Genomic DNA, 26,232 nt, shown 5'->3' with positions numbered 1-26,232 from the left:
CCGGGCGATCAGGTGCAGACGCTCCAGAACGGACAGGAAAGCCTGCACCTCCCTGCGTCACGCCGGCTACGGTTGCAGGCGTTTTCACCGCCGACCCGGAGATCCCGGCACACCGGACCGGTCGCGCCCATGAACGTACGCCCGCAGATACGGGGATCGCAAGGCCACCGTCAGGCCATCCCCTGGAACTGGAAATCCACATCCGGCCGCCGGCCCGACATCAGGTCGGCCAGTGCCCGGCCGGAGCCGCAGCCATGCGTCCAGCCCAGCGTGCCATGGCCAGTGTTGAGAAACAGTCCCTGCACGCGGCTGGGTCCGATATAGGGCACATTGCCCGGCGTGGCCGGCCGCAGGCCGGTCCAGAACAGCGCCTGTGCCGGATCGCTTACCCCCGGAAAGAGTTCCAGGGTACGCCGCACCAGCGCCTCGCAGCGCACCGGGTTGAGCGCCATGCCGTAGCCATTGAGTTCGGCCGTGCCCGCCACCCGCAGCCGGTCACCAAAGCGCGAATACACCAGCTTGTATTCGTCGTCGGTGAGACTGACCTGCGGCGCCTTCGCCGCATCCAGCACCGGCAGCGTGGCCGAATAGCCCTTGGCCGGATAGATGTCCAGCCGCACCCCCACATCCCGGGCCAGCGCCGCACTGAAGCTGCCCAGCGCCAGCACATAGGCGTCGGCCTTCAGCACCTCGTAACTGCCGCGTTCATCGGCAATCTCCACCCCCTGCATGCCGGCACCGGTGGCCAGCAGTTTCTGCACCCGCACCCCGAAGCGAAACTGCACGCCCTCCCCGGCAGCCAGCGCCGCCAGCCGGGTGGTGAACAGGTTCACATCGCCCGATTCATCGGCCGGCGTGAACGTGGCCCCGGCCAGCAGGTGCTTCGCGCTGGCCAGCGCCGGTTCGATCTCGACCACCCGGTCGGGCGTGATCACCTCGCGCTCGCAGCCCATCTCGCGCATGATCCGCGCCGGCTCCAGGGCCTCGTCGAAATCCTGCTGGTTGGTGTAGAAGTGCATGATGCCCTTCGTGAGCTGGTCGTACTGGATGCCGGTCTCCTCGCGCAGCGCCTGCAGGCTGGCCCGGCTGTAGGTCCCCAGATTGACCAGCTGCAGCATGTTGTGACGGGTACGCGCTGCCGTGCACTCGCGCAGGAACTGCAGCCCCCAGCGCCACTGCTGCGGATCGGCCCGCAGCCGGAACAGCAGCGGCGCATCCTCGCGGCCCAGCCACTTCAGGAGCTTGAGCGGCGCCGACGGATTGGCCCACGGCTCGGCATGACTGACCGAGATCTGGCCCCCATTGCCGAAACTGGTCTCACAGGCGGCCTGGGCGTTGCGTTCCAGCACCGTTACTTCATGACCTGCCTGCTGCAAATACCATGCCGTGGTCACTCCGACCACGCCAGCACCCATGACGATGACCTGCACCTTGTCTCTCCCCGGGAGCCTCGGCGAAAGTCCTGCGACACCTTGACTCCCTCGTGTTTCGGGGCGCGCCGTGCACCGCCCTCCTGTCCGGGAGAGGGGCGCAAGACTGCGCTGCCCTTCATTTTATGACTGCAGCCGCGGGCGGCCACGGCACATCCCGCTCAGGGCGCCGCGCCATGGCAGCCCGCCACCTGCCATTGCACCCGACAGCGGCAGAAACGGAGAACCATGGTGGCCCCTGTACCCGGTGGCCGCAGCGCGTGGTGGCTACTGGCTGCGGCACGTGGTGGCTGCGGCGTCTTCTGGTGGCTGCAGCATGTCAGCGTAGCAGATTCCGGGCACAAGGCGCCATGAGGGGCTTCCCGCAGCTGCGCCACAACCTTCCCCCCTCGTCCGTCTGCGTGTGAGCCGGGTATCCGGCAGCGGCGGTTCGTCGTGGTCCCCTCGCCTGTCCGCGCGGGTTCGGAGCCAACGTGTGGGACGCGAACAGGCCCACGGCACGCGTCAAATCAACATTGATCAAGTCGGGCATTTCCCTCTGGTTCTACCATGTGGACGTGCTCTGGCGCACCGCGCCGGCCCTGCCGGTCGTCTTTCCCGTACCGTCGTGCGTTCGCAGTTCCCTGCGGGCAGCACGAACACCGCACCGCCCAGCCTGCGGTGCCATGCTGCCGTTCGTGCCTCCTCATAACGCATACCGTTTCCTCCCCATGCTGCTCTCCATCGAAGAACCTGCTCCCACCAGTGCGCGGCCGCAATGGCGTGCCTTTCTGGAACTGGGCTTTCGCCCCCTCTATCCCCTGGGCTGCTTCTGGGCCCTGTTCAGCATCCTGCTGTGGGTGTACTTCCCACGCGTGCTGCAGGGCACCCTCGGCGGCATGTTCTGGCACATGCACGAGATGCTCTGGGGCTTCATCATCACCATCGCGGTGGGCTTCCTGTTCACGGCCGGTGCCACCTGGACGGGCATCAACCCGCTCCGCGGCCGGGCACTGGCGGCCTGCACCAGCCTGTGGATCATCGCGCGCATCGCCTATCTGGTGCCGGCCGACGGGGCCTTCTGGCTGGGTGTGGTGGCCGAGAGCCTGTTCTTCGGCTGGGGCGCACTGGCCATGGCCAATGCCATCTACCGCGCGCAGAGCAAGCGCAACTACGGCATTCCACCGCTGCTCCTGTTGATGGGGCTGTCCAACCTGCTCTTCCTGCTGGCCGTCGAGGACGGCGACTACGAACGCATCACCCGCTTCTACCAGACCGGCATGCTGGCCATGGCGGTGGTGGCCCTGCTGGTGGCCCGCCGGGTCATCCCCTTCTTTGCCATGCGGGCGGTGGCCGGGCTGGAAATCCCCATGCAGGTCCAGACAGGCCAGTGGCAGCTGTGGGCAGGGGTGGGGGCCATCGCCAGCCTGCTGCTGCAGTGGCGCGTGCCCACCACGATCCTGCTGGCCGTCTCGGGTGGGCTGGCGCTGTGGCAGCTGTACACGTGGAAGCCGCTGGCGGTGCGCCACAAGCCCATCCTGTGGGTGCTGTACGCAGGCTTCTGCGGGCTGGGGCTGGGGCTGGTGGTGGCGGCCATCCAGATGGCCGGCTGGACCGAGCGCAGTGTCTGGGCGGTGCACCTGATCGGCACTGCGGGGTTTTCGGTGCTGATCATCGGCATGGTGACCCGCACGGCGCTGGGCCACCTGGGCCGGCCGCTGCAGACCGACCGGAGCATGGTGCTCAGCTACTGCCTGGTGGTGGCGGCCGCGCTGCTGCGGCTGGCCGCGCTGGCAGCCGAACCACCGTTCACGACGCCGCTGCTGCATACGGCGGGCCTGGCCTGGATGCTGGCGTTCGGGACCTATCTGTGGCGTTTCGTGCCGATGCTGATCCGGCCGCGCATCGATGCGGTGGCCAGCAAGCATCCGATCATCCGGCCGAAGATCGAGCCGAAGACGCCGCAGGCTCAGGGCGCCGGTGAGAAGGGTTCTGGAGTGAAGGCTCCGGGAACGGGTGGCCCTGCGGCGCAGGGCGCTTCACCGACTGCATCCGCCGATGAAGGGCGGGTGCAGGTGCGGATTTCGGCGAAGATTCCGGTCCAGGCTTCGGTGAAGAAGAAGGCGGGCTGAGGGGCGTTTCCGGTTCATGAAGGACGGCTTCGAGGGGGGCGCCCGTTTACGGAGGACGATTCCATCGTGATGTCTGTCCTGTACGAGCGTGGGGGGCGGTGCTTGTGCGGCGCTTCTCCCATGAAAACCCCCTTCGAACGGGATGTTCCCGATTCATGGAAGACGACTTCGAGAGGGGCGGCCCGGGGAGCGGGTACCTCCTGCGGCTCATACGCTCACTGAAGCTTTGTTGCCCACGACCTGCGTCGTGGTCAACAAACCTTCAGCGCTATAACACTTTCCGACAATCGGGCTTCGCCCGACCGTCAGAAAGTCGTTCACGCGTACCGCGAAATCGCCGCAGGAGGCACCCGCTCCCCGGGCCGCATCGCATACCTGTCATACCGCGGCTTCGGGGGAATTCGGAGAGGACGGAGTGCTCGTCCGCGACAACCGACGGTAATCCCCAGAGATCAGGGGCTGGAGCATGCTGCGGGCTCATTCCTCCTCGCGTTCCCCCTTTGGGCGTACGGGACAAGGCAACAGCAGGACTGCGGGGTCGGGGCTGATCCTCGATGGCTGGTCGAGGCGCAGCCAGCACAGTCATGCACGAGAACGAATGCGTCAATGACATGTGCTGACACCGTGGGCAACCAAAGGATCTGAAACGGATACCGGTGCGCACACTTCGGGAAACTGCAGGCTCTGTTATGCTCGACGTTTTGAACCTTTTTCAGGAGTTCAGGGCATGGGCTGGTTTTCGAGCAAGAGTGATCCGAAGTTTCTTCTGTGCACGGTCAAGCCGGATGTGAACGATCCGCGCCGGATCGCCGAATTTCTGGGGGTGGTAACCGGTGAGGCCATCATCGGGGCCAACCTGTTCCGCGACATGTTCGCCTCGGTCCGCGACGTGGTGGGCGGCCGTGCCGGTGGCTATGAGAAGGCGCTGGCCAAGGCCCGCCAGGCAGCGCTGGACGAAATGATCGACGCCGCGAAGGAACTGGGCGCCGGCGGTGTGGTCGGCATCGACTTCGACTACGAAGTGCTGGGCGAGACCAACGGCATGCTGATGGTTGCCGTCAGCGGCACGGCCGTGAAGCTGGCCTGAGTCTCAGCAGGACCAGGCGGCAAGCCCGGCCGGACGCTGCCTGTCGAAGCCGTACAGCCGCAACGACATGAAGCGGTGCGGGATGCGGGGGGCTCCTGCGGCGATTTCGCGGTACGCGTGAACGACTTTCTGACAGGCGGGCGAAGCCCGGTTGTCGGAAAGTGTTTTAGCGCTGGAGGTTTGTTGACCACGACGCAGGTCGTGGGCAACAAAGCTTCAGTGAGCGTATGAGCTGCAGGAGCCCCCCGCATCCCGTGCCGCCCCACTCGAAGCCGTCTTCCATGAACCGGAATCCCGGTCAGAACTTCACCGTCGCCTGCACATACACCGTACGCGGCAGCCCCAGGTACTTGCCCTTGTTGTTGTCGTCGTACGAGCGCGTATAGAACTCGCGGTTGAACAGGTTCTTGATGCCCGCGCCCAGCTTCAGCCCCGCCAGCTCCGGCCCAAAGTCATACGAACCACGCAGGTTCCACACCCCATAGCCCGGGATTTTGCCCGTGCTGCCATCGGCACTCTCGGCCAGCGTATTGGCATTGTCGGCATACTGCGACGACTGGAACTCGCCCTCGAAACCGGTCTGCCAGCGGTCCTGCGTGTAGCTGATGCCCACCAATCCCTTGTGTTTCGACGAGAACGGCACCTGATTGCCTTTGTTCGGACCTGCCTCGCGAATGGTGGCATCCACATAGGCATAGTTGCCGTACACCTCGGCACCCTTGAGCACCGGCAGCAGCTCGTCCAGCCTGTAGCCGAAGGCCGACTCGATACCGGCGTGGCGGGTCTTGCCCCGGGCAATCACACTGTCGGTGGTCTGGCTGCTTTCGTACTGGTTGTTGAAGTTGATCAGGAAGGCACCGATCTCGCCGCGCACCATGCCCTGGGCGTAGCGCGTGCCCAGTTCCCAGGTACGGGCCTTCTCGGGCTTGATCTCGTTGACGCGCACGCGGTTGGGCATCTGGCTATACTGCACGCTGCCGAACGAGCCTTCGGTGTTGGCGTACAGGTTCCAGCCCTCATCCAGCCGGTACAGCACGTTCAGCGCCGGCAGGGCCGTGCTGTAGTCACCCGTGTAGGGCCGGTTGCTGATCAGGTTGACCTGCTGCTGGTCGATGCGCTCGTAGCGCACGCCCGGGGTGATCGTCCACAGGCCATAGTCGATGCGGTCGTCGATGTAGATGGCGTGGGCCTCGGTCTTGCCACGGGTGTCGCGGTCGTTGCGGCTCGACACCGTGGGCAGCAGACCACTGGCAATCGTTTCGCGGTAGCGCAGCTCGTGACTGGCCTCGCTGATGTAACGGTAGCCGATGCCCACCTCGTGGTGCACCCGGCCCGTGTCGAAGCCCTGCGAGCCGCGCGCCTCGATACCCCGCACCCAGTAGTAGCGCGGCGACAGCGACACGAAGTTGCCCTGGTCCAGATAGCCGCTGCGCAGCGTTTTGGTGAAGAAGGTGTTGACGCTGGCCTTGCGGGCGCCCTCGCTGTAATCGTAGCCAGCCCCCACCAGCGTGCGACGGCCCCAGAAGCGGTCCACCGGTCGGGTAGACTGGTAGGGATCGGCCCGGAAGGCATCCACCGTCAGGCCACCCGGCATGTCGGCTTCGCCGTCGTAGTACTGGGCGATGGCGTGGAAGCCGTGCACCGCGTTGAGCTGGTAGGCGCCCTTGACGATCACGTCATCGATGCGCGTCCGGCTGTGCTGGCGATAGTCGGAGCCGCGCACACCCGAGTACAGGATGGCACCGCCCAGACCATTGTCCATCGTGCCCCCCACGCGGAAGTTGCCGGTTTTCTTCGGCGCATGCTGGGTGGACGAGGGCGAATAATCCATCTGCAGGCCGGCATCCACCCCGAAGTCTTCCGGAATGGCGCGGGTCACGAAGTTGACGATGCCGCCCACGTTCTGCGGACCATAGCGCACGGCGCCACCGCCGCGCACCACGTCCACGGCATCCATGTTGCCCATCGAAACCGGCCCCAGCGACAGCTGCGGCTGGCCATAGGGCGCGTACGGCACGGGAATGCCGTCCATCAGCAACGTGGAGCGGGTGGCCAGGCGCGGGTTCAGGCCTCGAATGCCGAAGTTCAGCGCCATGTCGTGGCTGCCGGTGCCATTGTTCTCGGGCGCATTGACACCGGGGATGCGATTGAGCGCCTGACGGACCGTGGTCAGCCCCTGCTGCTGCAGCTGCTCGCGACGCACCACATCACGGGCACCGGGATGATCCTGCACGTTCTTTTCGTCGGCATCACCCAGCCAGTCACCCACCACCGTCACGGTGGCCAGCGTGCTGACGTCGGCTGCATCGGCCGCGGTATCGACCACACCGGCATCACGGGCAGCCGCTTCGGCTGCCGATACCGGCGACACACCACCAGCGGCGGCTTCGGTAGCCAGCACGTGCGACACACCACCGCCGGCGGCCAGCAGCAGCGCCACGGAAGCCATGGTGCGGATCACGGGATGGCGCAGCTGCGCCCGACGGCCCGGCTGCGCAGCAGCAACGGCCGACAGAAAACCTGACGACATGGAAGGACTCCAGAGAGGGACGATAGGAGGAAGAGGAAGGAGCGAAACGCGCTCACGGCGGGCGTTCACCTGCCGGGCAACCTTCGGCAGCCAGAAGCGGACGCGCCGGGGGTCGGGGTCGTACCCCGAGGGTCGCACCCCAAATAAGACGCGGGATTATTTGGCACCAGACAGTCTGTGTCTACCACTCATCCGGAAAAAGACGCTTTCCGTCAGCCGGGACGACAGAAAGCGTGGCGTTTAAGACACACCAGCCCCGGACACACCAGCTCCGGACACACCCAGTCCCGGACACATCAGCCCCACCTGACACACGCCCCCACCTGGCACATGCTCCCTCCGCACGCATCCATCACAAGAAAGAACAAAGCCCGCCTTTGCACCTCATGAGCGCAAAAACGGGCCTCATCCCGGAACGTGTCCAGCGTGCGTCATGGTCCCCACGCTGGCCCAGCCACGTGCTGACAAGGCTCGCCGTGTGGAGACAACTGAACATGGCCCCCTCAAGGTCGGTCGCATCGCCGTTCCCGGCGTGCTCATCGCTTGTCGAGCCTGCGCGCCACGCGGTTGCCGACGAACTGGATCAGCTGCACCATCACCACCAGAACGGCCACGGTCATCAGCATCACGTCGTTCTGGAAGCGCTGGTAGCCATAGCGGATGGCCAGATCGCCCACGCCGCCACCGCCCACCACGCCGGCAATGGCCGTGTACGACAGGAAGCTGATCGACAGCACCACCAGCGACTGTACGATGCCCGACCGTGCCTCCACCAGCAGCACCCGCCAGATGATCTGCCGCTCGCTGGCGCCCATGGCATGCGCCGCCTCGATGACGCCGCGCGGCACCTCGCGCAGGCTCTGCTCGACCAGCCGGGCAAAATACGGAATGGCGGCACAGGCCAGCGGCACCGAGGCCGCCATGGGCCCGATGGACGTGCCCACCAGCCAGCGCGTGAACGGCACCAGCGCCACCAGAAGGATGACGAACGGGAACGAACGCACCATGTTGACCAGCCAGCTGACGATGGCAAACAGCACGGGGTTCTGCATCGACTGGCCGGGACTGAGCAGGAACAGCCAGATGCCCAGCGGCCCGCCCAGCAGCACGGCCGCCGACAGGCCCACCCCCATCATCACCAGTGTCTCGCCAATGGCGTCCCAGAGTTCGGGCAGCACATCCACCAGGGTCGGCGGCAGCATGGCCAGCAGGCTATCCAGCATTTGCGTTTCCTTTCTCTTTATTATCAGATGCCATGCGTGCCCTCACCCGGCACCACCACGCCCTGGCCCCCCTGGGCACTGGCCACCTGCCGTGCCAGTTCGCGCCCCAGGGCCGAGACGGGCGCCAGCGGTGCCGTGCCTTCCAGATCGAGCCTTTCGACCAGCACGCCCTGCTCCACCACGGCTGCCTGCCGGCACAGGGCATGCACGACCGACAGCTCGTGCGTGACGATGACGATGGTCACGCCCAGCTTCTGGTTGATGTCCTTCAGGGTGGCCAGCACCGAACGGGTGGTTTCGGTGTCTAGCGCCGAGGTGGGCTCGTCGCACAGCAGCACGCTGGGTTCGGGCGCCAGCGCCCGGGCAATGGCCACGCGCTGCTTCTGTCCGCCCGAGAGCTGGGCCGGATAGTGGTCGAGCCGGTCGGACAGGCCCACGATGGCGGCACAGGCACGCACCCGTTCGGTGATTTCGGCACGCCGGTGACGGCCATGGATGCGCAGCGGAAAGGCGATGTTCTCGAACACCGTGGCGTTCTGCAGCAGGTTGAACTGCTGGAAGATCATGCCGATCTTCTGGCGGGCGTCGCGCAGCTGCGCCTTGCCCAGCGCCGTCAGCTCCTGGCCAGACACGAACACCCGCCCGCTGTCTGGGCGCTCGAGCAGGTTCATCAGCCGCAGCAGCGTGGACTTGCCGGCACCGCTGCGGCCGATCAGGCCGAGTGCATCGCCCCGGTTGACCGTGAGCGACACATCACGCACGGCATCGAAGCGACCGCCGTCGGCCAGGACAAAGGACTTGTTGAGATTTTCCAGCCTGATCAGCGGTTCCTGCGCGACAGTCTCCGGCACCATGCACCCTCATTGTGCGGTCAAAACGACGATGTTACCGCAAGCCGCCCGCGATGCCTGTGCAGAAGATCATGCAGGAAAGGCACCGATGCGACGTGGGCATCAGCCCCGCGATCAGGGCAGCGAGTCGATCTCGCGGCGGATGGAACTGACGTTCTGCATGGCCTGGGCCACGTCGTTCTTCAGGCGCTCGACCCGGTCGAGGTACTTCTGGTAGTTGCGCTCATCGCCCTGCCGCTCGGGCTCACCGTCGTTGTATTCGGTACGCAGGGCGTCCAGGCGCGACTGCTCACGCGCCAGTTCCTTTTCGAGGATGCGGCGACGGTCGGAATCGCGGCTGCGCTGCTGGCTGCTGCTGACCCGGGCCGACTGGCCGTTGCTGCCGGTACTGCTGGCGGCGGGCATTTTGGCGGCCGGCACGCTGTTGATGGGCGGCAGGTCCAGCAGGCGGCAGCCCTTGCCGGGGGCGTTCTGGTAGAGCGGCGTGCCGTTGGGGCCGTCGCAGCGATATACGGCCGTGGCCGACTGGGCCTGTACGGGCGACCCCCACAGGGTGCACACCAGGGCCGTACCGACCGACAGCAGCCCGCCCCGCAGGCCGTGGGCAAACAGCGATACGCCCCACCCACGCGATGTGGCAGGACAGCGGACCGGGGTGGCAGCAGGCATGGGGACTTCAGATACGCTTTCGTGGCGTTTCATGGTCATGGAACCGTTCACGGGAACATCGGACCCCGCCAGTCTACCGGCAAAGCAGTCGCCTGCGTGGCGCTGGAATGCGCCGGCACAACACCGAGGCGCCCCAACCGACCGCCAGTCACCTCACTGCAGCCCCCGGTCGAAAACACGCGCCGGATGGCCAGACCGGGCGACGAATGGCAAAGCGGCGCGCGCCATCCAGGCAAGAGAATCTGCCGTCGTGCTGTGCAGGGCGAGACGGCGGAATGCATGCTGGCTTCCCGCGCATGGCCCCAAACCCGTGTGCCGGCAAGGCACAGCACAGGCAAGGCTGGAAGCGTACATATTTGGGGCCAGTCCGGAGGGAAACCCCTTTGGGTGTGGCCGCGGGGACCGTACGCCCCCGAACGGCCTTCTGTCTCAGCAGGAGTAGTACATGTCGAACTCGACCGGATGCGGCACCATGCGCAGCCGGGTCACTTCCTCCATCTTGAGCTGGATGAAGGCATCGATCATGTCGTTGCTGAACACACCGCCGCGGGTCAGGAACTCGCGGTCGCGGTCGAGGTGCTCCAGCGCCTGGTCCAGCGAATGGCAGACGGTCGGAATCTTGGCGTCTTCCTCGGGCGGCAGGTCGTAGAGGTTCTTCTCGGCCGGATCACCGGGGTGGATGCGATTCTGCACACCATCCAGACCGGCCATCAGCAGCGCGGCAAAAGCCAGGTACGGGTTGGCCACCGGATCCGGGAAACGCGCCTCGATGCGGCGGGCCTTCGGGCTGGACACGAACGGGATGCGGATGGAGGCCGAGCGGTTGCGGGCCGAATAGGCCAGCTTGACCGGCGCCTCGTAGTGCGGCACCAGCCGCTTGTACGAGTTGGTGCTGGGGTTGGTCAGGGCGTTCAGCGCACGGGCATGCTTGATGATGCCGCCGATGTAGTGCAGGGCGAAGTCGGACAGGCCGGCGTACTTGTCACCGTTGAACAGGTTGGTGCCATCCTTCCAGATCGACATGTGCACATGCATGCCCGAGCCATTGTCACCCACCAGCGGCTTGGGCATGAAGGTGGCCGTCTTGCCGTAGGCGTGTGCCACGTTGTGGATCACGTACTTCATGCGCTGCAGCCAGTCGGCCCGCTGCACCAGCGGCGCGAACTTCGTGCCGATCTCGCACTGGCCTGCACCGGCCACCTCGTGGTGATGCACCTCGACGGGCACCCCCATCTGTTCCATCAGCAGCACCATCTCGGAGCGCATGTCCTGGAACGAATCGACCGGTGGCACCGGCAGGTAGCCGCCCTTGATGCCCGGCCGGTGGCCGCTGTTGAAGCCGTCGATCTTGCGGTCGGACGACCAGTGTGCCTCTTCCGAGTCGATGTTGACCATGCTGCCGGACATGTCCTGCTTCCAGGTCACCGAATCGAAGATGAAGAATTCCGGCTCCGGCCCGAAGAAGGCCACATCCCCCACGCCGGATGCCTGCAGGTAGGCCTCGGCCCGGCGGGCGATGGAGCGCGGATCGCGCTCGTAGCCCTGGCCCTCGCCCGGTTCGACCACGTCACAGCTCAGGATCAGCGTCGGCTCCTCGCGGAACGGATCCATCACGGCCGTTTCCGGATCGGGGATCAGCAGCATGTCGGAAGCCTGCACGCCGCGCCAGCCGGCCATCGAGGAGCCGTCGAATGCCTGCCCGTCGGTGAACCGGTCTTCGTCGAAATGCGAGATCGGCACCGTGATGTGCTGTTCCTTGCCGCGTATGTCGGTAAAGCGCAGATCAACGAACTTGACTTCGTTGTCGGCGATTTTCTTCATCACTTCCCTGGCAGTTGCCATGTTCAGACTCTCCTGTTCACGGGTCTGGCCGACCCTGTCGAAAATCCCGCCCGGAACCCGCTGCCCCCGGCGGCCCCGCAGCCCAGCTGCAGGCACCGGGCATCTACCGCACCAGGCCGGATCCTCACGGAATCACCTCACGGATGCGCCGCATGGACGCACCGCACAAACTCCCATGATAGCGGGCCTGCGCCCGATCATGGTTCCATTCGCTTCAGCGGCACAACACCATTCGGCAGTGTAATGCCATGTTCCGCTTGTCTTCCGGCCGCCGGCGCCGCTGCATCACCCGCCAGACGCTCCACGCGAACCGGTACCTCCCGTGCCTCCTGGTTCCGTACGTGCGGCCCGCCGGCACCGGTTTCCGCACGTGCCTCCCGGCTGGCCGGATCCCGCCGTGAGCCTTCCTCACCCGTGCCAGCCTCCCTGTCCGGCTCGTCCGGCAGGAAGATCTCCAGCAGATCGTTGAGGAAGTTGCGCCCCAGCGGCGTGGGCCGCAGCACCAGCGGATCATCCACCAGCAGGCCACGATCGATCGCCTGCCGCAGCTTCACGCGGATCACCGCCGACGACAGGCCGGTGCGGTCGGCAAACAGGTCGGCATCCACCCCTTCGGTGAGGCGCAGCGCGTTCAGCATGAACTCGAAGGGCAGATCGGCTGGCTTGACGGCCTCGTCGATCTCGCAGGCATGACCAGCCAGCGCGGCCTCCATGTAGCGGCGCGGGTGCCGGAACTTCGCCTGCCGGATGATCCGGTCGGGAAACGACAGCTTGCCATGCGCGCCGGCGCCCAGCCCCAGATAGTCGCCGAACATCCAGTAGTTCAGGTTGTGCTGCGCCCGGTGCCCCGGACGTGCCCAGGCCGAGACTTCGTAGTTCTCGTAGGTGCCGCCCAGCATCTCGCCCACGGTATCGAGCATGGCTGCGGCCAGATCATCGTCGGGCACCTTCGGCGGAAAGCGCGCAAACAGTGTGTTCGGTTCCAGCGTCAGGTGATAGCAGGACAGGTGCGGCGGCGCAAAGGACAGCGCCGTGGCCAGATCCTCGCGCAGCTCGGGCAGTGTCTGCTGCGGCAACGCATACATCAGGTCGAGGTTGAAAGTATCGAACAGCCCGGCCGCGGCTTCGGCCGCCGCCCGCGCCTGCGCGCTGTCGTGCACCCGGCCCAGCGCCTTCAGCTTGGCGTCCGAGAACGACTGGATGCCCAGCGACAGCCGCGTCACCCCGGCAGCCCGGTAATCGGCAAAGCGGGAACGCTCGAAAGTGCCCGGATTGGCCTCCATCGTCACTTCCACATCGGCCAGCAGCGGCAGCCGCGCCCGCAGGCTGGCCAGCAGCCGGTCGATGGCCGCCCCGGAAAACAGGCTGGGCGTGCCACCGCCAATGAATACAGTCACCACCCGCCGCCCCCAGATGAGCGGCAGGCTGGCATCCAGATCGGCCTCCAGCGCGTCCAGATAGGCGTTTTCATCCACCCCGTCGGCCGGCGCGTTGTGCGAGTTGAAGTCGCAGTACGGGCACTTCCTGATGCACCACGGGATGTGCACATACACCGACAGCGGCGGCAGGTTGTCGAACTGCACGCGCCGCCCGGAATGCAGGCGAATGGGAAGTACCGAAGCCGTCACGTCAGCCCCTGTGCACAGAACAGGCCGTTCCGGCGGCCGCCAGCCCACCAGCTGCGACTTCGTCGAGCAGTGCCTGCAGCCGCACCATCGCCCGGTGGCGGTGGCTGATGGCGTTTTTCTGCGTCGGCGTCAGTTCGGCGGACGAGCAGTCGAACCCATCCGGCCGGAAGATGGGGTCGTAGCCAAAACCGCCCTCCCCCTGCGGCGCCGGCAGCAGCGTGCCCCACCAGATGCCCTCGGCGATCAGTGGCCGCGGATCGTCGGCCGAGGCCAGCCAGACCAGCACGCTGTAGAAATATGCCCGCACCCCGGTGCCGGATTCTCCGTGTCCCGCCAACGCCTGGCACTGCGCCAGCAGCTGCACGATGTTCTCTGCATCCAGCGCCTCCCGTCCCTCGGTCTGCAGGGCGGCACGGCGGGCCGGATCGGTGATCACGTCCAGCGCGAAACGCGCCGATCTCACCCCGGGTGCCCCACCCAGGGCCGGCACACAGAGGCCGGAGTCATCGGCCAGTGTGGGCAGGCCGCTGGCCCGTGCCCCGTGCCGCGCCTTGGTCAGCGCGTTCTCCACGAAGGTGGGCCAGGGCTCCTCGGCATCGGCAATGCCCAGCGCCTTCTGACTCACCAGCTGCACGCCACGAGGCGCCAGCATGGCCTGCAGCTCGCGCAGCTTGCCCGGGTTGCCCGAGGCCACCAGCCAGCGCGGCCCGGAATGCATGTCCATCATGTCAACCCTCCCGTTCCTGCACATCTGCCGCCAGCGCCGCGCGCTGCAGGGCAATCAGATCGGCAATGCCCTGCGCAGCCAGATCGAGCAGCTCACCGGCCTGCCGGCGCGAGAACGGCGTGCCCTCGGCCGTCCCCTGGATTTCGACCATGCCGCCCGAGGCCGTCATCACCACGTTCATGTCGGTCTCGCAGCCGGCATCCTCCTGATAGTCGAGGTCCAGCACCGATACCGGCGTCCCTTCCGGGGCAATCACCCCTACCGACACCGCCGCCACCGCCTCACGCAATGGGTCGGCCGTCAGCCGGCCGGCCGCCAGCAGGCCATCGACGGCATCGCGCAGCGCCACCCAGGCGCCGGTGATGGCGGCCGTGCGGGTACCCCCGTCAGCCTGCAGCACGTCGCAGTCCAGATGAATGGTGCGCTCGCCCAGCAGGGTCAGGTCGGTCACCGCCCGCAGGCTGCGCCCGATCAGCCGCTGGATTTCCTGGGTACGGCCCGACTGTTTGCCCTTCGCTGCCTCGCGGTCACTGCGCGTATGGGTGGCACGCGGCAGCATGCCATATTCGGCCGTCACCCAGCCCGAGCCCTTGCCGCGCAGGAACGGTGGCACGCTCTCCAGCACGCTGGCCGTGCACAGCACCCGGGTATCACCAAAGCTGACCAGCACCGAGCCCTCGGCATGGCGGGTGAAGTGGCGCGTAAAGCGCACCGGTCGCAGCGCATCGGCACGACGGCCATCGTGACGCAGGAAGGACGCAGGCGCACCGGCATGCGCCGGCTGGGGAGAAGAAGAATCGGACATGGCGGGGGAGAAACGGCTACTACGATGTCATGGGCCGGGACGCACCGAACGCAGACGGAACAGGCAGGCCCCATCCGCATGCACGGTACCGGCGCGGCACGGCAGGTTCAGCAGTGCGCTCGGCAGGGCATATCACAGGATCACAGGACCAGGATGCCAGGCCAGGCGCAGATGGCCGGCCCCCAAAAGGAAAAGGGGGCCGCAGCCCCCGATTCTAGAACGTGTCATGGATCCGTTCGTTTCCGCGCTGGTCCAGATGTCCCCGCGCTGGCCCAAATTTGTGTAATTCCGCCAGCCCGTTCCGGCGTTACGGACACTCCTTGTTCGAGCGCTGGATGGCCTCCTGGATCTCGGCGATGGTCTTGTCGATCTCGTCCTCGGTCAGATCGGCCGACTCGGCCTCCAGGTTGTTGGCGATGGCGATGGTCGTGGTCACCGCTCCGTCCGGCAGGCCCATCGACGACAGCGAAGGCAGGCCATCGGTCTCGTCGTTCTCGGTATCCCACTTCATGGCCAGCACGGTGGTGTTGTCTGCACCCACGCCATTGTGATTGAGCGCCGACTGGATCAGCCGCGGCACGGCCAGCTCCAGCGGTTCCATCCGGAACTCGCGCACCAGCTCCTCGCGGCTCACCCCGCTCCAGAGACCATCGGAGCAGAGCATGACCACATCGCCCGCCTTCAGCGGGAAGGCGGCGTGAATCTCGACCGGCGGAATGAATGGCGAACCCAGGCAGTTCAGCACCTTGTTGCGCTCGGGGTGCACCTCGCTCTCTGCCTCGGTGATCAGCCCCAGGCTGATCAGGCTCTGCACCTTGGAATGGTCGAGCGTGCGGAACAGCACGTCGGTGTCGCGCATCAGGTAGAGGCGCGAGTCCCCTGCGTGCCCCCACCAGGCGTGGCCATCCTGCACCACGCAGGCCACGATGGTCGTGCGCGGGCATTCACCCATGCCGTGCATCTCGCGGTAGCGGTGCAGCTCGCGGTGGCTGGCGTGGAACGACTGCTCCAGAAACGCCACCGGATCGCGCAGCCGGGGCACCGCCTGCTGCTGGAACATCGAGGCCACCGTCTGCATGGCGATCTGCGCGGCAATCTCGCCCCGCAGATGGCCGCCCATGCCGTCGGCCAGCACCATCAGCAGCGACTCGCGCGAAAAGCAGTAACCCATCCGATCCTGGTTGATCGAACGGCCACCGACATCAGTGTCCTGGAAAATGGAGAAACGCATGAATCGAATGAGTCTCTGAAAATCGTGCCCAGCTGCGCACGGAAACCCGGCATTCCCGATGCTGCACCCTGCTTCGCAGCCCGTGGACACCGGCAGGCATGGGTCCGTACCGCCCCCTCGTCCTGTACCGGAATGAAACAGCAGAAAAGGAAGCGCTCGCGCGCGGGGACGGACAGGTCCGTACCACGCTCAGTCCCCCTTGCGCTCGGCCAGCAGCGTGGCGTCTGGCTGGCTGGCCACACCGTTGCCCTCGCCCTGTGCCAGCGCAGGCGCCTGGACACGCGCGTGCGCCGGTACATGAGCCGGCGCATGATGACGCTTCGGCTCGGTGTGCCGCCCGTCGCGCCTGCGCCTGAGCGGCGAGATCATGTCTTCCAGCCAGCGCAGCGGCAGGAAACTGCGGGTCTCGACGCCTTCGCGCATGAACGGCTCGCGCAGCGCCCGCTGCAGCGCGAACACGCTCTGCGGCCGCTCCAGCGGGTTGAGCTTCATGCACCAATGCACCAGATCGAGCAGCTGCTGCGTATAGATGTCGGTCAGTCCGGCCAGCACCGTGTCGACCTTGTCCTGCTTGATACGCTGGTCGGCTGCCTGTGGCGGCGCCCCCACCATGCACGCATACATGCTGGCGCCCAGCCCGTAGATGTCCGTCCACGGCCCCAGCTGCTGGTTCTTCTTGTAAAGCTCCGGCGCGGCAAAGCCCGGTGTGTACATGGGAAAGAGCTTCGGCGCGTCCTGCGTGAGCGTCTGCCGGGCCGCCCCGAAGTCGAGCAGCATCGGCATGCCGCCCTTCTTGAGATAGATGTTGGCCGGCTTCAGGTCCAGGTGCAGCAGGCGGTTGGCGTGCACCTCGCGCAGGCCGTTCATCACCTGGGCGAAGATCTTGCGGATATGGCGCTCGGGCAGCACCCGCTTGCCGGGCCGGTTGCGGTTGTGGATGACCAGCTCCTGCAGGCTGCGACCGCTCTCGTAGGCCATCACCATGTAGACGGTCTCGTTGGCCCGGAAGAAGTTGACCACACGCACTACATTGGGGTGAATGACCCGCGACAGGGCCCGCCCCTCCTCGAAGAAGCACTTCAGACCGTTGCGATACGTGGGCAGATTCCCCCCCACCACCTCGGGCACCAATTGCCCGGGCGCGCGACGAACCAGAGAGCTGGGCAGGTATTCCTTGATGGCCACCGGCTGCCCATGCGAATCCTGGGCGAGATAAACCATTGAAAAACCGCCACTGGCGATTTTTCTTACAATCCGGTAGCCACCTGCCTCGAAGCCCTCCGGCAATGGTGCGTTCTGCTCATTTGCCATAGTCGCTATTGTAGAAGCGTTAAATGCAAAACTCTGTATTTCCGTGTTACGACTCGCCAGACGGACAACACAAGCCACCGAATGACGGTGTCCCCGCACGGGCCCGCGCATTTTGGCACTTCTTCCCGCTTCCCTGAACGCTCCCATGACCCATACCGCCCAAACTGAAGCCCCTGCCGACACACCTGCCCCGACAGCCCCATCCGGCGCTTCACCCAGGCTTCCGGCCACCCCGTCCCTCACCACCCGAACCGGCACCACGAACGACACTGGCAGCACCACGAACAGAGCCAAGAACGGCACCACGGCCCAAAGACCGGCCAGCGATGCAGCCAGCAAACCGGCAACCACCCCGGCCAGCACCCCACAGCCTGCCGTGCACAGCATGACCGGCTATGCCCACCGCAGTGCCGAAACGCCACTGGGCCGGCTGGACCTGGAGATCCGTGCCGTCAACAGCCGCTTCACCGACCTGCACTTCCGGCTGGGCGATGACTGCCGCCCCCTGGAGCCCCGGCTGCGCGCTGCCATCACGGCACGGGTCAGGCGCGGCAAGGTGGAATGCCGGATGAGTCTGCATCCGCTGGGCAGCGAGGGCGACGCCCGGATCGATACCGCACGGCTGGCCCAGCTGGTCGGGCTGGTCCGGCAGGTGCAGGAAGTCGTACCGGGTGCCCGGCCGCCGGCCGTCTCGGAATACCTGCGCTGGCTGCAGAACCCCGAGGCCAGCCCCACGGGCGCTTCGGCCGGTCCGCAGCCGCCCGATGACGAAACCCTGTGGCAGCATGCCGCACCGCTGGTTGACGATTGTCTGGCGGACTTTCAGGCCAGCCGTGCCCGTGAGGGCGCCCAGCTGGCCGCCCTGCTGCGCGAGCAGGCCGCCCGGATGGCCGAACTGGCCAGCCGGCTGCGCCCGCACCTGCCCACCCTCCATGCTGCCGCCGAGACCCGGCTGTTCGAGCGCCTGAACAGGGCCGTGGACCGGCTGTCGCTGAACATCCCGCCCGAGGAAACCCTGGCCCGCGTGCGCCAGGAGATCAGCCTGCTGAGTCTGAAGGACGACATCACCGAAGAACTGGACCGGCTCGACACCCACCTCGAAGCCATGGACCAGGCCCTGGCCGCCGGCGGGCCGGTGGGCAAGCGGCTGGACTTTCTGTCACAGGAACTGAACCGCGAGGCCAACACCATCGCGTCCAAGAGCATTGCCCTGTCCATCACCGACACGGCCCTGGCGCTGAAGCTGCACATCGAACAGGTGCGGGAGCAGGTGCAGAATCTGGAGTGAGGCAACCATGCAGATCGAATCCATTGCCATCAAGAACTACCGTCTGTTCCGGGATGTCCGGATGGAGGACATCCCGCGCCTGTGCGTTCTGGTGGGAGCCAACGGCACCGGCAAGTCCACCCTGTTCGACGTGTTCTCCTTCCTGAAGGATGCGCTGTCGATGAACGTAACAAAGGCCCTGGCCCGCCGGGGCGGGTATCGCGAGGTGGCCAGCCGGGGTCACACCGGCGATCCCATCGAGATCACACTCCAGTTCCGCATGGAGATCACCGGCCGGGAACGGCTGGTCACCTATCTGCTCAGGATAGGACTGGATGCCCGGAACCGCCCGCAGGTCGAACGTGAGGTTCTCAGATACAAGCGCGGCGCCCACGGCGCCCCTTTCCATTTTCTGGACTTCACCCACGGACAGGGCTATGCCGTCAACAACGAAGAGGACTTCTCCAAACAGGACGAGGAGCTGACGCGCGAAGAACAGGAACTGGATGCGCCCGACATTCTTGCCATCAAGGGGCTTGGCCAGTTCGAACGCTTCAAGGCCGCCAGCGCCTTCCGGCTGATGATCGAGAACTGGCACATTTCCGACTTTCATGTCTCCGAGGCACGTCCCAGCCAGGAGGATGGTTTTGCCGAGCATCTGTCCACCCGGGGCGACAATCTGCCACTCGTCGCCAACTACCTGTTCGAGAATCACCGTCCCTGTTTCGACCGCGTGCTGGAAGCCATGCGTCGCCGGGTACCGGGTATCCATGTGGTCGAGCCCCGGCAGACCGAAGACGGCCGGCTGGTCCTGCGCTTCCAGGATGGCAGCTTCCGGGATCCCTTCATCGCCCGGCACGTGTCCGACGGCACCATCAAGATGTTTGCCTACCTCGTCCTGCTCAACGACCCCAGCCCCTTCCCGATGCTGGCCGTCGAAGAACCGGAGAACCAGCTCTACCCGGAGCTGCTGCCGGAGCTGGCAGAGGAGTTCCGTGACTATGCGCGCCGGGGCGGACAGGTCTTCATCTCCACCCATTCCCCGGACTTTCTGAACGCGCTGAAGCTGGAAGAGATCTTCTGTCTGCGCAAGGAAGGCGGTTTCACCACCATCAGCCGCGCCAGTGAATCCGCAACGCTGCGTTCTCTGGTCGAAGCCGGTGACTTGCCCGGATACCTCTGGAAGCAGGGGCTGTTCGAAGGGCTCAACAAGAGTGCACACCGATGACCGGCAAGATCGTTTTCCTGCTGGAAGAGCCATCCATGCGGGCATTGCTGGACAACTGGCTGCCGCGCATCTTTCCCGGGTGGATCGATGGCGTGCACTTCCAGTGCATCCCGCACGAGGGGAAGACGGACCTCGACCGCAGTATTCCCAGAAAGCTCTCGTCATGGCGCATACCGGGGGATCGCTTCGTGATCGTCCGGGACAACGACGACACCAACTGCCATGAACTCAAGTCAAAACTGACGCAACAATGCACCAGGGCAGGCCGACCGGACACACTGGTCAGACTCGTCTGCCAGGAGCTGGAGAGCTGGTATCTGGGCGATCTCACCGCACTGGCTGCGGTCTACCCGGACGCCCGCATCGACACGTCAGCCAACCAGAAACGTTACAGAAGCAAGGCACCCGACGACTGGCACAAGCCATCTGCCGAGGTAGAGAGGATCGCCCCCGGGTTCCAGAAAATCACGGCAGCACGACTGATGGCGGAGCATCTGGACCCAGAGCGCAATACATCACACAGTCTGCAGGTGTTTGTTTCCGGCATCCGGCACATCGCCGCGCAGATGGGACTGCCCATCCCATGAACACCCATCTGAATCATCAAAAGGGAAACTCCATGAGAATCTGCGTCTTCTGCGGCGCCAGTGCCGGCAACCATCCCGATTACCTGCAGGCCGCCACCCAGCTGGGCCATGCACTGGCCGAGGCCGGCATCGGTCTCGTCTACGGCGGCGCCTCCGTGGGCCTGATGGGCCGCGTGGCCGATGCCGTGCTGGAGCGAGGCGGCGAGGTCACTGGCGTGCTGCCGCAGTTTCTGGCCGACCGCGAACTGGCTCACCACGGCCTGACCACCCTGCACACGGTTGCCTCCATGCACGAGCGCAAGGCCATGATGGCCGACCTGGCCAATGGCTTCATCGCCCTGCCCGGCGGCATCGGCACGCTGGAGGAACTCTTCGAGATCTGGACCTGGGCCATGCTGGGCCAGCACCGCAAGCCCGTGGCGCTCCTCAACGCCCGCGACTACTACGGGCAGCTGCTGGCCTTCATGAACCATGTCACCACCGAAGGCTTCCTGCAGCAGGCCAACCGCGACATGCTGCTCGTGGATGACGACCCGGCCCAGCTGCTGGATGCCATGCGCCACTATCAGCCTCCTGCCACCGGACGCTGGATGCCGAAGGAAGGTACCTGAGAAGCCGCAGGGCACCCTGGGAGCCTGCAGACCTGCCGCCCCGTCCTGCACGGGTTTCACGGGGACATCAAAGCGCCGCAGGACTTTTGCAGAGGGTCCCTAGCGGTTCAGCCACCCGGCGCCGTACGCTTCATCGGCCGGTGCCGTGTTGAAACCCATCTCGCGCAGAAACTGCGCCCCCAGCGCCTCCTTCAGGGCCAGCAGCGTTTCGGCCGGCAGCTCGGCCATGGCCAGCCAGGCCCAGGCAGCGTCTTCATCGCCCACCCGGCGCGCCTCGGCCGACTCGGCCATGTACACGGCATTCATGCCGCCGTCACGCAGCACCTGCTGGCGCTCGTCATCCGGCAGGTAGTTTCTGGGCATGTCCCTTTTCATGGCAATGGTGATGGATTTGTGCTGCACGCCATTCTATCGGACGGCAGTGTGAAAGGACGGCGGCCCGGAGCACGACGCATCATGCTCCGGGCGCGCGCCCTGCCTCACAAGGCGGCACCTCGAACGGCACGGCGCATCACAGCGCCATGTCCAGCACGATACGACCTTCGATCTGCCCCTTGTGCATGCGGGCAAAGATGTCGTTGATGGCTTCGATCTTCTCCGTCTTGATGGTGGCCTTGACCTTGCCGGCAGCCGCATATTCGAGCGACTCCTGCAGATCCAGACGGGTCCCGACGATGGAACCACGCACCGTGATGCCGTTGAGCACCATCGAGAAGATCGGCAGCGGGAAGTCACCCGGCGGCAGGCCATTGAGCGAGATGGTGCCGCCCCGGCGCACCATGCCCAGCGCCTGCTCGAAGGCCTTGCGCGACACGGCCGTGACCAGCACGCCATGAGCCCCGCCGATCTCCTTCTGCAGACAGGCCGCCGGATCGGTTTCCATGGCATTGACCACCACGGTGGCGCCCAGCCGTTTGGCCAGTGCCAGCTTGTCGTTGGCCACATCCACGGCCGCCACGTTGAAGCCCATCGCCTTCGCGTACTGCACCGCCATGTGCCCCAGGCCGCCGACGCCGGAGATCACCACCCAGTCGCCCGGCTTGGCGTTGGTCATCTTCAGGCCCTTGTAGACGGTAACGCCGGCGCAAAGCACGGGCGCGATGTCCACCGAGCTGACGTTGGCCGGCAGATGGCCCACATAGTTGGGATCGGCCACCACATACTCGGCAAAGCTGCCATTGACCGAATAGCCGGAGTTCTCCTGCTTCTCGCACAGGGTTTCCCAGCCACCCAGACAATGCACGCAGTAGCCGCAGGCACTGTAGAGCCAGGGCAGGCCGACACGGTCGCCTTCCTTCACATGTTTTACATTGCGACCGGCCTGCACCACCACACCGGCCCCTTCGTGGCCCGGAATGAAGGGCGGATTGGGCTTGACCGGCCAGTCACCATCGGCTGCGTGCAGGTCGGTATGGCAGACACCGGAGGCCTCGATCTTCACCAGGATCTGGTCATCGTTCGGTGTGGGAACCGGAACTTCCTCGATTTTCAGCGGCTTGCCGAATTCGTGGACGACAGCGGCTTTCATGGTCTTGCTCATGGAATGTCTCCTTGAATATACAGACATGTACAGACGGGCCCGAAACAGCAAGGGCGAGCACGTGCGGTCCATTATGCACCCAATGACCTTTTCCCCTTTTTCGGTAATGGTATGGGATGTTGCCTTTTATGGGATGCTGCCTTTTCTTTGCACGCATGACGATATATCGTATTGATAATCTGATATACAGTATCGACACTACATCTATCACGCGACCGTATCCAGATACGAAGCCATCGCACATCCGTATCCTGATGTGAAGCGGCCATCCGCGTCCGGCCACGGGTATCCGGATATAAGGTAACGGCTTTCCATGCACTGCAAACCCACATCCTGATATAAAGTAACGTTATTTCATGCATGGTAAACCTGCACCCGGATACAAGATAACCTGTGCGCGGCAGCCCCATATATGGATATAAAGTAACGATACTCCATGCACCATCAATCCACATATATAGATATAAAGTAACGACACCCCGTGCACAACAAATCCGCAGACCGATTCAGAGCGTGTTATGAACGCTTTCAGTACGGACCCGGACCTCACACCACAAATCCTGGGAGGATATAATGAGCAGTTCGCATTCGGACAAACAATGAGGAGTACCGCCATGAGCACCTGCAACCTGCCTCACCACGAGCATCACGACCACACCCACGGCCCCGGCTGCGGCCATACCGCCATCCGCCACGAAGGCCATATCGACTATGTGCACGATGGTCACCTGCACCACCCGCATGGCGATCACGTCGACGAGCACGTCATTGGCGTGACCGAAACCAATCCGGACCGCTGCACGGCCGGCCAGCCCTGCGAAGGCCACGAGCCGGGCCACGTTCACGGCCCCGGCTGCGGCCACGAAGCCGTTCCCCACGGCGACCACATCGACTACATCGTCAACGGCCGCCTGCATCACCCGCATGGCGACCACTGCGACGACCACGGTCCGGTGGAGATCGTGAAGGGCTGATCCCGATAACCGGCCCAATACCGGCGCTTTTCCGCACCTCACGCCGCCAGCCTCCCGGCTACAGTGGCCCCCAAGGACAACCTGCGGAAAGGCGCGTACATGGCACAGCAACAGCTCCCGGCAATCCACCTCTGCCTGATCAATCCGCCGGGCTACCTCCATGGCGACGCCCTGCTGGACCCTGCCCAGTATTTCTACTGGCAGTTCACCCGCCTCGGCCAGAAGGTCACGCTGGCCCGCAACCTGCTGCGCCACGACGCCGTCAATTTCGTGTTCGGCGCCCATCTCGGCTTTGACGCCCGGCTGCTGCAGACGCACAGCTGCATCATCGTCAACCTCGAACAGACAGGCCAGGGCGGTGCCCGCCTCGACCCGGATTATCTCCGGCTGCTCCGGGCAGCCGTGGTGGTGGACTACAACCCTCATAACCCACCCGCCTACACCGATCATCCCGAGGATGTCCCCCTCGTGTCCTTCGGCCATGCCGGCTGGATGAAGCCCGGGCCGTACGACGCCCTGCCCCTGGAGAAACGGCCGCTGGATCTGCTGTTCATTGGCAGTGTGAACAAGCGCCGGCAGGAACTGCTCGAGCGCATCCAGGCCACGGGCCGAACCGTGCACCTGCAGGCCCGTCCCATTTACGGAGCGGCGCGCAACAGCCTGGTACTGCAGGCCAGGGGATTGCTGAATCTGCATTTCTACGACACGGCCCGCTTCGAGCAGGTGCGTGCCTTCATGAGTCTGTCACTGGGAACACCCGTCCTGTCGGAACGGCTGCCCAATACCAGCGCCGGCCCGGTCTTCGATACCTGTGTGACCTGGTTCGAGGATGGCCAACTGGAACCGCTGTTTGCGCAGGAATTCGACACGGACCTCTATTTCGACGTGAGCCGCCAGCAGCTGGAGATTTTCCGGACGGTGGACCCCATTGCGGAATATGCCGACCTCGTGGGCTTTGCCAGGGGTGTCTGGCAGGCCCAGCGGGACACCATGCTGGCCTGTGATGACCAGGACCGCTGCATTGGCCCCCGCATGCCCCTGCCCTGGGTGCCGGATGTTCCCCGCCACGTGATGGTGGTGTCCCCCGACACGGTGGCATCCACAGAGGAAACATCCGGACGGGAAAAACAGGCCGCCCCCAGACCCGATGGTTTGCAAGCAAATGATTGCCGTCATGATGCCAGCAGGCCCGCACCACTGTTCCAGATGATGCCGGACCTGTGCTTCGACATCGACCAGATGCTGGCAGAGGATCAGCCGGGCCTTGCCCTGCTGACCATGGTGCAGCGCGTGACGGATCACTTTCTGCAGCCCGGGATGATCGAGTACGGGCTGTACTATCCGGCACTCGATGCACGGATCCTGAAGCTGGCCGAACGCCTGAAGCAGGAACGTCAGGCCGCCGGTCGTCTGCGCCCTGCACGGCCGGCCTCCAAAGCCTCGACATGCACGCTGCTCATCGCCAGTGATGTTTACGAGAACACGGGGGGACACAGCCGGGTGCTGGAGGATCTGGTCAATCACCTGCCCAACCCGGTTCTCGTGCTGACCAACCTGTTTGGTCGCATCGGTGACGTGGAAGCCGAAATGAAACAATGGATGCGCAGGCGCTTAGCCCGGGCCAGGGTCATCGTGCTGGATCCGGGAACGCTGTGGCAAAAGGCCCATCAGCTGGCCGAACGCTGCGAGCACTACCAGCCGGCATCGGTCTGGTACATGACGCACCAGCAGGATCCCGTGGCCTTTGTGGGCTCGCTTGCGTATGACGCACCTCATGTCCGACGCTATTTCGTGCACCATGCCGATCACACGCCAGCACTGGGCTGCACGCTGCCTGGCATCCACCACGTGGACCTGACAGCCTCACTGCAGCAGCGCTGCGGCTGCGCGCTGCATATCCAGAGCAGCTGGCTGCCGCTGTACGTCAGGGACCAGGGCGCGCGCGCGCCCCTTCCGGTTTCGGACGAAAAACCATTCTCGGTGGTCACGGCGGGACGAGAGGGCAAGTTCGTCCAGACCGGCCCCCTCGCCCTGAAGCACATCGTGGCGGCTGTGCTGAAGAAAATCGACGGCCGCTTCCACCACATTGGCAAACTTGATGAACATACCATCGGGCTGATCAGGGCGCACCTGCGCGAACAGGGCATCGACCCTGCACGCTGGGTATGGCACGGTCAGGTGCCCTCGCTCTGGCAGACACTCAAGACGCTGGACGCACATGCCTACATCGGTTCTGCCCCCATGTCCGGCGGACGTGGTGCCGTGGAGGCACACGGCTGTGGCTACCCGGTGCTGCCATTCAATGGTTTTCACGAAGATTCCCTGCTGGCCGATTATTCGTCCTACGCCGATCTGGATCTGGCCTGGCAGAACATTCCTGAGCTGCTGGCACGACTCGGAACGCTCAAACCACGAGTGGAGGAGGCCAGCCAGCGCGCCCGGCAGTTCTACGAACAATGCTTTTCGCAGCATGTGTTTGTGAAAAAACTGAAAGAGCTGAACCAGGGTGAATCCATGGGCGCCTGAGCCGGCCCCTGCCAGAACACATGGGATGCCTCGGGGGCAGAAACGACGGCGACA

At 65.0% G+C, this 26,232-nt stretch carries 20 protein-coding genes and 1 pseudogene; 8 read left to right on the top strand and 13 right to left on the bottom strand.

The window, feature by feature from the left end:
- Positions 1–170: 170 nt before the first annotated feature.
- Positions 171–1,430 carry a D-amino acid dehydrogenase gene (locus EHV23_RS06900; RefSeq protein ID WP_125095277.1) on the bottom strand — a complete coding sequence of 420 codons (1,260 nt, stop codon included), beginning with the start codon at positions 1,428–1,430 and terminating at the stop codon, positions 171–173.
- A 710-nt stretch (positions 1,431–2,140) separates the two neighbouring features.
- Here EHV23_RS06900 and EHV23_RS06895 point away from each other — a divergent pair.
- Both EHV23_RS06895 and EHV23_RS06890 read left to right on the top strand, forming a co-directional pair.
- Entirely contained in the window at positions 2,141–3,541 is a 1,401-nt protein-coding gene (locus EHV23_RS06895) for an NnrS family protein (protein WP_125095276.1), read from the top strand.
- 727 nt (positions 3,542–4,268) lie between these two features.
- Positions 4,269–4,628 carry a heavy metal-binding domain-containing protein gene (locus EHV23_RS06890; protein WP_125095275.1) on the top strand — a complete coding sequence of 120 codons (360 nt, stop codon included), beginning with the start codon at positions 4,269–4,271 and terminating at the stop codon, positions 4,626–4,628.
- A gap of 298 nt (positions 4,629–4,926) precedes the next feature.
- Here EHV23_RS06890 and fecA read toward each other — a convergent pair whose 3' ends face one another.
- From fecA to EHV23_RS06840, 10 genes and pseudogenes are all read right to left on the bottom strand, one after another.
- Positions 4,927–7,158 (bottom strand): TonB-dependent Fe(3+) dicitrate receptor FecA, encoded by a 2,232-nt coding sequence (gene fecA, locus EHV23_RS06885; protein WP_275265084.1) that lies wholly within the window; start codon positions 7,156–7,158, stop codon positions 4,927–4,929.
- A gap of 536 nt (positions 7,159–7,694) precedes the next feature.
- The gene (locus EHV23_RS06880; protein ID WP_203228896.1) at positions 7,695–8,381 is read right to left on the bottom strand and encodes a methionine ABC transporter permease; all 687 of its coding nucleotides are present in this window, start codon (positions 8,379–8,381) and stop codon (positions 7,695–7,697) included.
- A 23-nt stretch (positions 8,382–8,404) separates the two neighbouring features.
- On the bottom strand, positions 8,405–9,235 hold the full coding sequence (locus EHV23_RS06875) for a methionine ABC transporter ATP-binding protein (RefSeq protein ID WP_125095274.1): 831 nt from the start codon (positions 9,233–9,235) through the stop codon (positions 8,405–8,407).
- Between the two features lie 111 nt (positions 9,236–9,346).
- Positions 9,347–9,934, bottom strand: coding sequence for a DUF4124 domain-containing protein (locus EHV23_RS06870; RefSeq protein WP_238990314.1), 588 nt, complete (start codon positions 9,932–9,934; stop codon positions 9,347–9,349).
- 396 nt (positions 9,935–10,330) lie between these two features.
- Complete coding sequence (gene glnA, locus EHV23_RS06865; protein WP_125095273.1) at positions 10,331–11,743, bottom strand: type I glutamate--ammonia ligase; 1,413 nt, start codon at positions 11,741–11,743, stop codon at positions 10,331–10,333.
- A 437-nt stretch (positions 11,744–12,180) separates the two neighbouring features.
- Positions 12,181–13,371, bottom strand: a pseudogene (hemW, locus tag EHV23_RS06860) (radical SAM family heme chaperone HemW); the annotation flags it as partial.
- A gap of 1 nt (position 13,372) precedes the next feature.
- Positions 13,373–14,098 (bottom strand): non-canonical purine NTP pyrophosphatase, encoded by a 726-nt coding sequence (locus tag EHV23_RS06855; RefSeq protein WP_203228895.1) that lies wholly within the window; start codon positions 14,096–14,098, stop codon positions 13,373–13,375.
- Position 14,099: 1 nt separating this feature from the next.
- Positions 14,100–14,903 (bottom strand): ribonuclease PH, encoded by an 804-nt coding sequence (rph, locus tag EHV23_RS06850; RefSeq protein WP_125095271.1) that lies wholly within the window; start codon positions 14,901–14,903, stop codon positions 14,100–14,102.
- A 307-nt stretch (positions 14,904–15,210) separates the two neighbouring features.
- Entirely contained in the window at positions 15,211–16,134 is a 924-nt protein-coding gene (locus EHV23_RS06845; protein ID WP_125095270.1) for a PP2C family protein-serine/threonine phosphatase, read from the bottom strand.
- 189 nt (positions 16,135–16,323) lie between these two features.
- A complete protein-coding gene (locus EHV23_RS06840; protein WP_238990313.1) occupies positions 16,324–17,445 on the bottom strand; it encodes a serine/threonine protein kinase in 1,122 nt (373 codons plus the stop codon).
- A 145-nt stretch (positions 17,446–17,590) separates the two neighbouring features.
- Here EHV23_RS06840 and EHV23_RS06835 point away from each other — a divergent pair, with 145 nt between their 5' ends.
- Genes EHV23_RS06835 through EHV23_RS06820 form a run of 4 tightly spaced genes read left to right on the top strand, consistent with a single transcriptional unit; the run spans position 17,591 to position 21,138 of the window.
- A complete protein-coding gene (locus EHV23_RS06835; RefSeq protein WP_125095269.1) occupies positions 17,591–18,733 on the top strand; it encodes a YicC/YloC family endoribonuclease in 1,143 nt (380 codons plus the stop codon).
- 7 nt (positions 18,734–18,740) lie between these two features.
- The gene (locus tag EHV23_RS06830; RefSeq protein WP_125095268.1) at positions 18,741–19,940 is read left to right on the top strand and encodes an AAA family ATPase; all 1,200 of its coding nucleotides are present in this window, start codon (positions 18,741–18,743) and stop codon (positions 19,938–19,940) included.
- The gene (locus EHV23_RS06825) at positions 19,937–20,527 is read left to right on the top strand and encodes a DUF4276 family protein (protein ID WP_125095267.1); all 591 of its coding nucleotides are present in this window, start codon (positions 19,937–19,939) and stop codon (positions 20,525–20,527) included. Before EHV23_RS06830 ends, EHV23_RS06825 begins: the two co-directional genes overlap by 4 nt.
- Before the next feature lie 32 nt (positions 20,528–20,559).
- Positions 20,560–21,138 carry an LOG family protein gene (locus EHV23_RS06820; protein ID WP_125095266.1) on the top strand — a complete coding sequence of 193 codons (579 nt, stop codon included), beginning with the start codon at positions 20,560–20,562 and terminating at the stop codon, positions 21,136–21,138.
- A 99-nt stretch (positions 21,139–21,237) separates the two neighbouring features.
- Here EHV23_RS06820 and EHV23_RS06815 read toward each other — a convergent pair whose 3' ends face one another.
- Positions 21,238–21,501: a hypothetical protein gene (locus EHV23_RS06815; protein ID WP_238990312.1), complete on the bottom strand. Its 264-nt coding sequence runs from the start codon at positions 21,499–21,501 to the stop codon at positions 21,238–21,240.
- 148 nt (positions 21,502–21,649) lie between these two features.
- Positions 21,650–22,678: an alcohol dehydrogenase AdhP gene (gene adhP / locus EHV23_RS06810; RefSeq protein ID WP_125095265.1), complete on the bottom strand. Its 1,029-nt coding sequence runs from the start codon at positions 22,676–22,678 to the stop codon at positions 21,650–21,652.
- Between the two features lie 614 nt (positions 22,679–23,292).
- Here adhP and EHV23_RS06805 point away from each other — a divergent pair.
- Entirely contained in the window at positions 23,293–23,652 is a 360-nt protein-coding gene (locus EHV23_RS06805; protein ID WP_125095264.1) for a hypothetical protein, read from the top strand.
- A 99-nt stretch (positions 23,653–23,751) separates the two neighbouring features.
- The gene (locus tag EHV23_RS06800; RefSeq protein ID WP_125095263.1) at positions 23,752–26,178 is read left to right on the top strand and encodes a hypothetical protein; all 2,427 of its coding nucleotides are present in this window, start codon (positions 23,752–23,754) and stop codon (positions 26,176–26,178) included.
- The last annotated feature ends 54 nt before the right edge of the window (positions 26,179–26,232 follow it).

The sequence above is a fragment of the Lautropia dentalis genome, from assembly GCF_003892345.1.
Classification (GTDB): domain Bacteria; phylum Pseudomonadota; class Gammaproteobacteria; order Burkholderiales; family Burkholderiaceae_E; genus Lautropia; species Lautropia dentalis.
The sequence above is the reverse complement of the archived record's forward strand: the minus strand, read 5'-3'. Positions and strand labels throughout refer to the sequence as shown.

Excerpts from the sequence above, each read along its gene's own strand:
- EHV23_RS06845 (WP_125095270.1), bottom strand. The coding sequence starts at position 16,134 with ATGCGTTTCTCCATTTTCCAGGACACTGATGTCGGTGGCCGTTCGATC.
- EHV23_RS06820 (WP_125095266.1), top strand. The coding sequence starts at position 20,560 with ATGAGAATCTGCGTCTTCTGCGGCGCCAGTGCCGGCAACCATCCCGAT.
- rph (WP_125095271.1), bottom strand. The coding sequence starts at position 14,903 with ATGTCCGATTCTTCTTCTCCCCAGCCGGCGCATGCCGGTGCGCCTGCG.
- EHV23_RS06840 (WP_238990313.1), bottom strand. The coding sequence starts at position 17,445 with ATGGCAAATGAGCAGAACGCACCATTGCCGGAGGGCTTCGAGGCAGGT.
- EHV23_RS06895 (WP_125095276.1), top strand. The coding sequence starts at position 2,141 with ATGCTGCTCTCCATCGAAGAACCTGCTCCCACCAGTGCGCGGCCGCAA.
- adhP (WP_125095265.1), bottom strand. The coding sequence starts at position 22,678 with ATGAGCAAGACCATGAAAGCCGCTGTCGTCCACGAATTCGGCAAGCCG.
- EHV23_RS06830 (WP_125095268.1), top strand. The coding sequence starts at position 18,741 with ATGCAGATCGAATCCATTGCCATCAAGAACTACCGTCTGTTCCGGGAT.
- EHV23_RS06855 (WP_203228895.1), bottom strand. The coding sequence starts at position 14,098 with ATGATGGACATGCATTCCGGGCCGCGCTGGCTGGTGGCCTCGGGCAAC.
- EHV23_RS06800 (WP_125095263.1), top strand. The coding sequence starts at position 23,752 with ATGGCACAGCAACAGCTCCCGGCAATCCACCTCTGCCTGATCAATCCG.
- EHV23_RS06805 (WP_125095264.1), top strand. The coding sequence starts at position 23,293 with ATGAGCACCTGCAACCTGCCTCACCACGAGCATCACGACCACACCCAC.
- glnA (WP_125095273.1), bottom strand. The coding sequence starts at position 11,743 with ATGGCAACTGCCAGGGAAGTGATGAAGAAAATCGCCGACAACGAAGTC.
- EHV23_RS06875 (WP_125095274.1), bottom strand. The coding sequence starts at position 9,235 with ATGGTGCCGGAGACTGTCGCGCAGGAACCGCTGATCAGGCTGGAAAAT.
- fecA (WP_275265084.1), bottom strand. The coding sequence starts at position 7,158 with ATGTCGTCAGGTTTTCTGTCGGCCGTTGCTGCTGCGCAGCCGGGCCGT.
- EHV23_RS06835 (WP_125095269.1), top strand. The coding sequence starts at position 17,591 with ATGACCCATACCGCCCAAACTGAAGCCCCTGCCGACACACCTGCCCCG.
- EHV23_RS06825 (WP_125095267.1), top strand. The coding sequence starts at position 19,937 with ATGACCGGCAAGATCGTTTTCCTGCTGGAAGAGCCATCCATGCGGGCA.
- EHV23_RS06815 (WP_238990312.1), bottom strand. The coding sequence starts at position 21,501 with ATGCCCAGAAACTACCTGCCGGATGACGAGCGCCAGCAGGTGCTGCGT.
- EHV23_RS06880 (WP_203228896.1), bottom strand. The coding sequence starts at position 8,381 with ATGCTGGATAGCCTGCTGGCCATGCTGCCGCCGACCCTGGTGGATGTG.
- EHV23_RS06870 (WP_238990314.1), bottom strand. The coding sequence starts at position 9,934 with ATGAAACGCCACGAAAGCGTATCTGAAGTCCCCATGCCTGCTGCCACC.
- EHV23_RS06890 (WP_125095275.1), top strand. The coding sequence starts at position 4,269 with ATGGGCTGGTTTTCGAGCAAGAGTGATCCGAAGTTTCTTCTGTGCACG.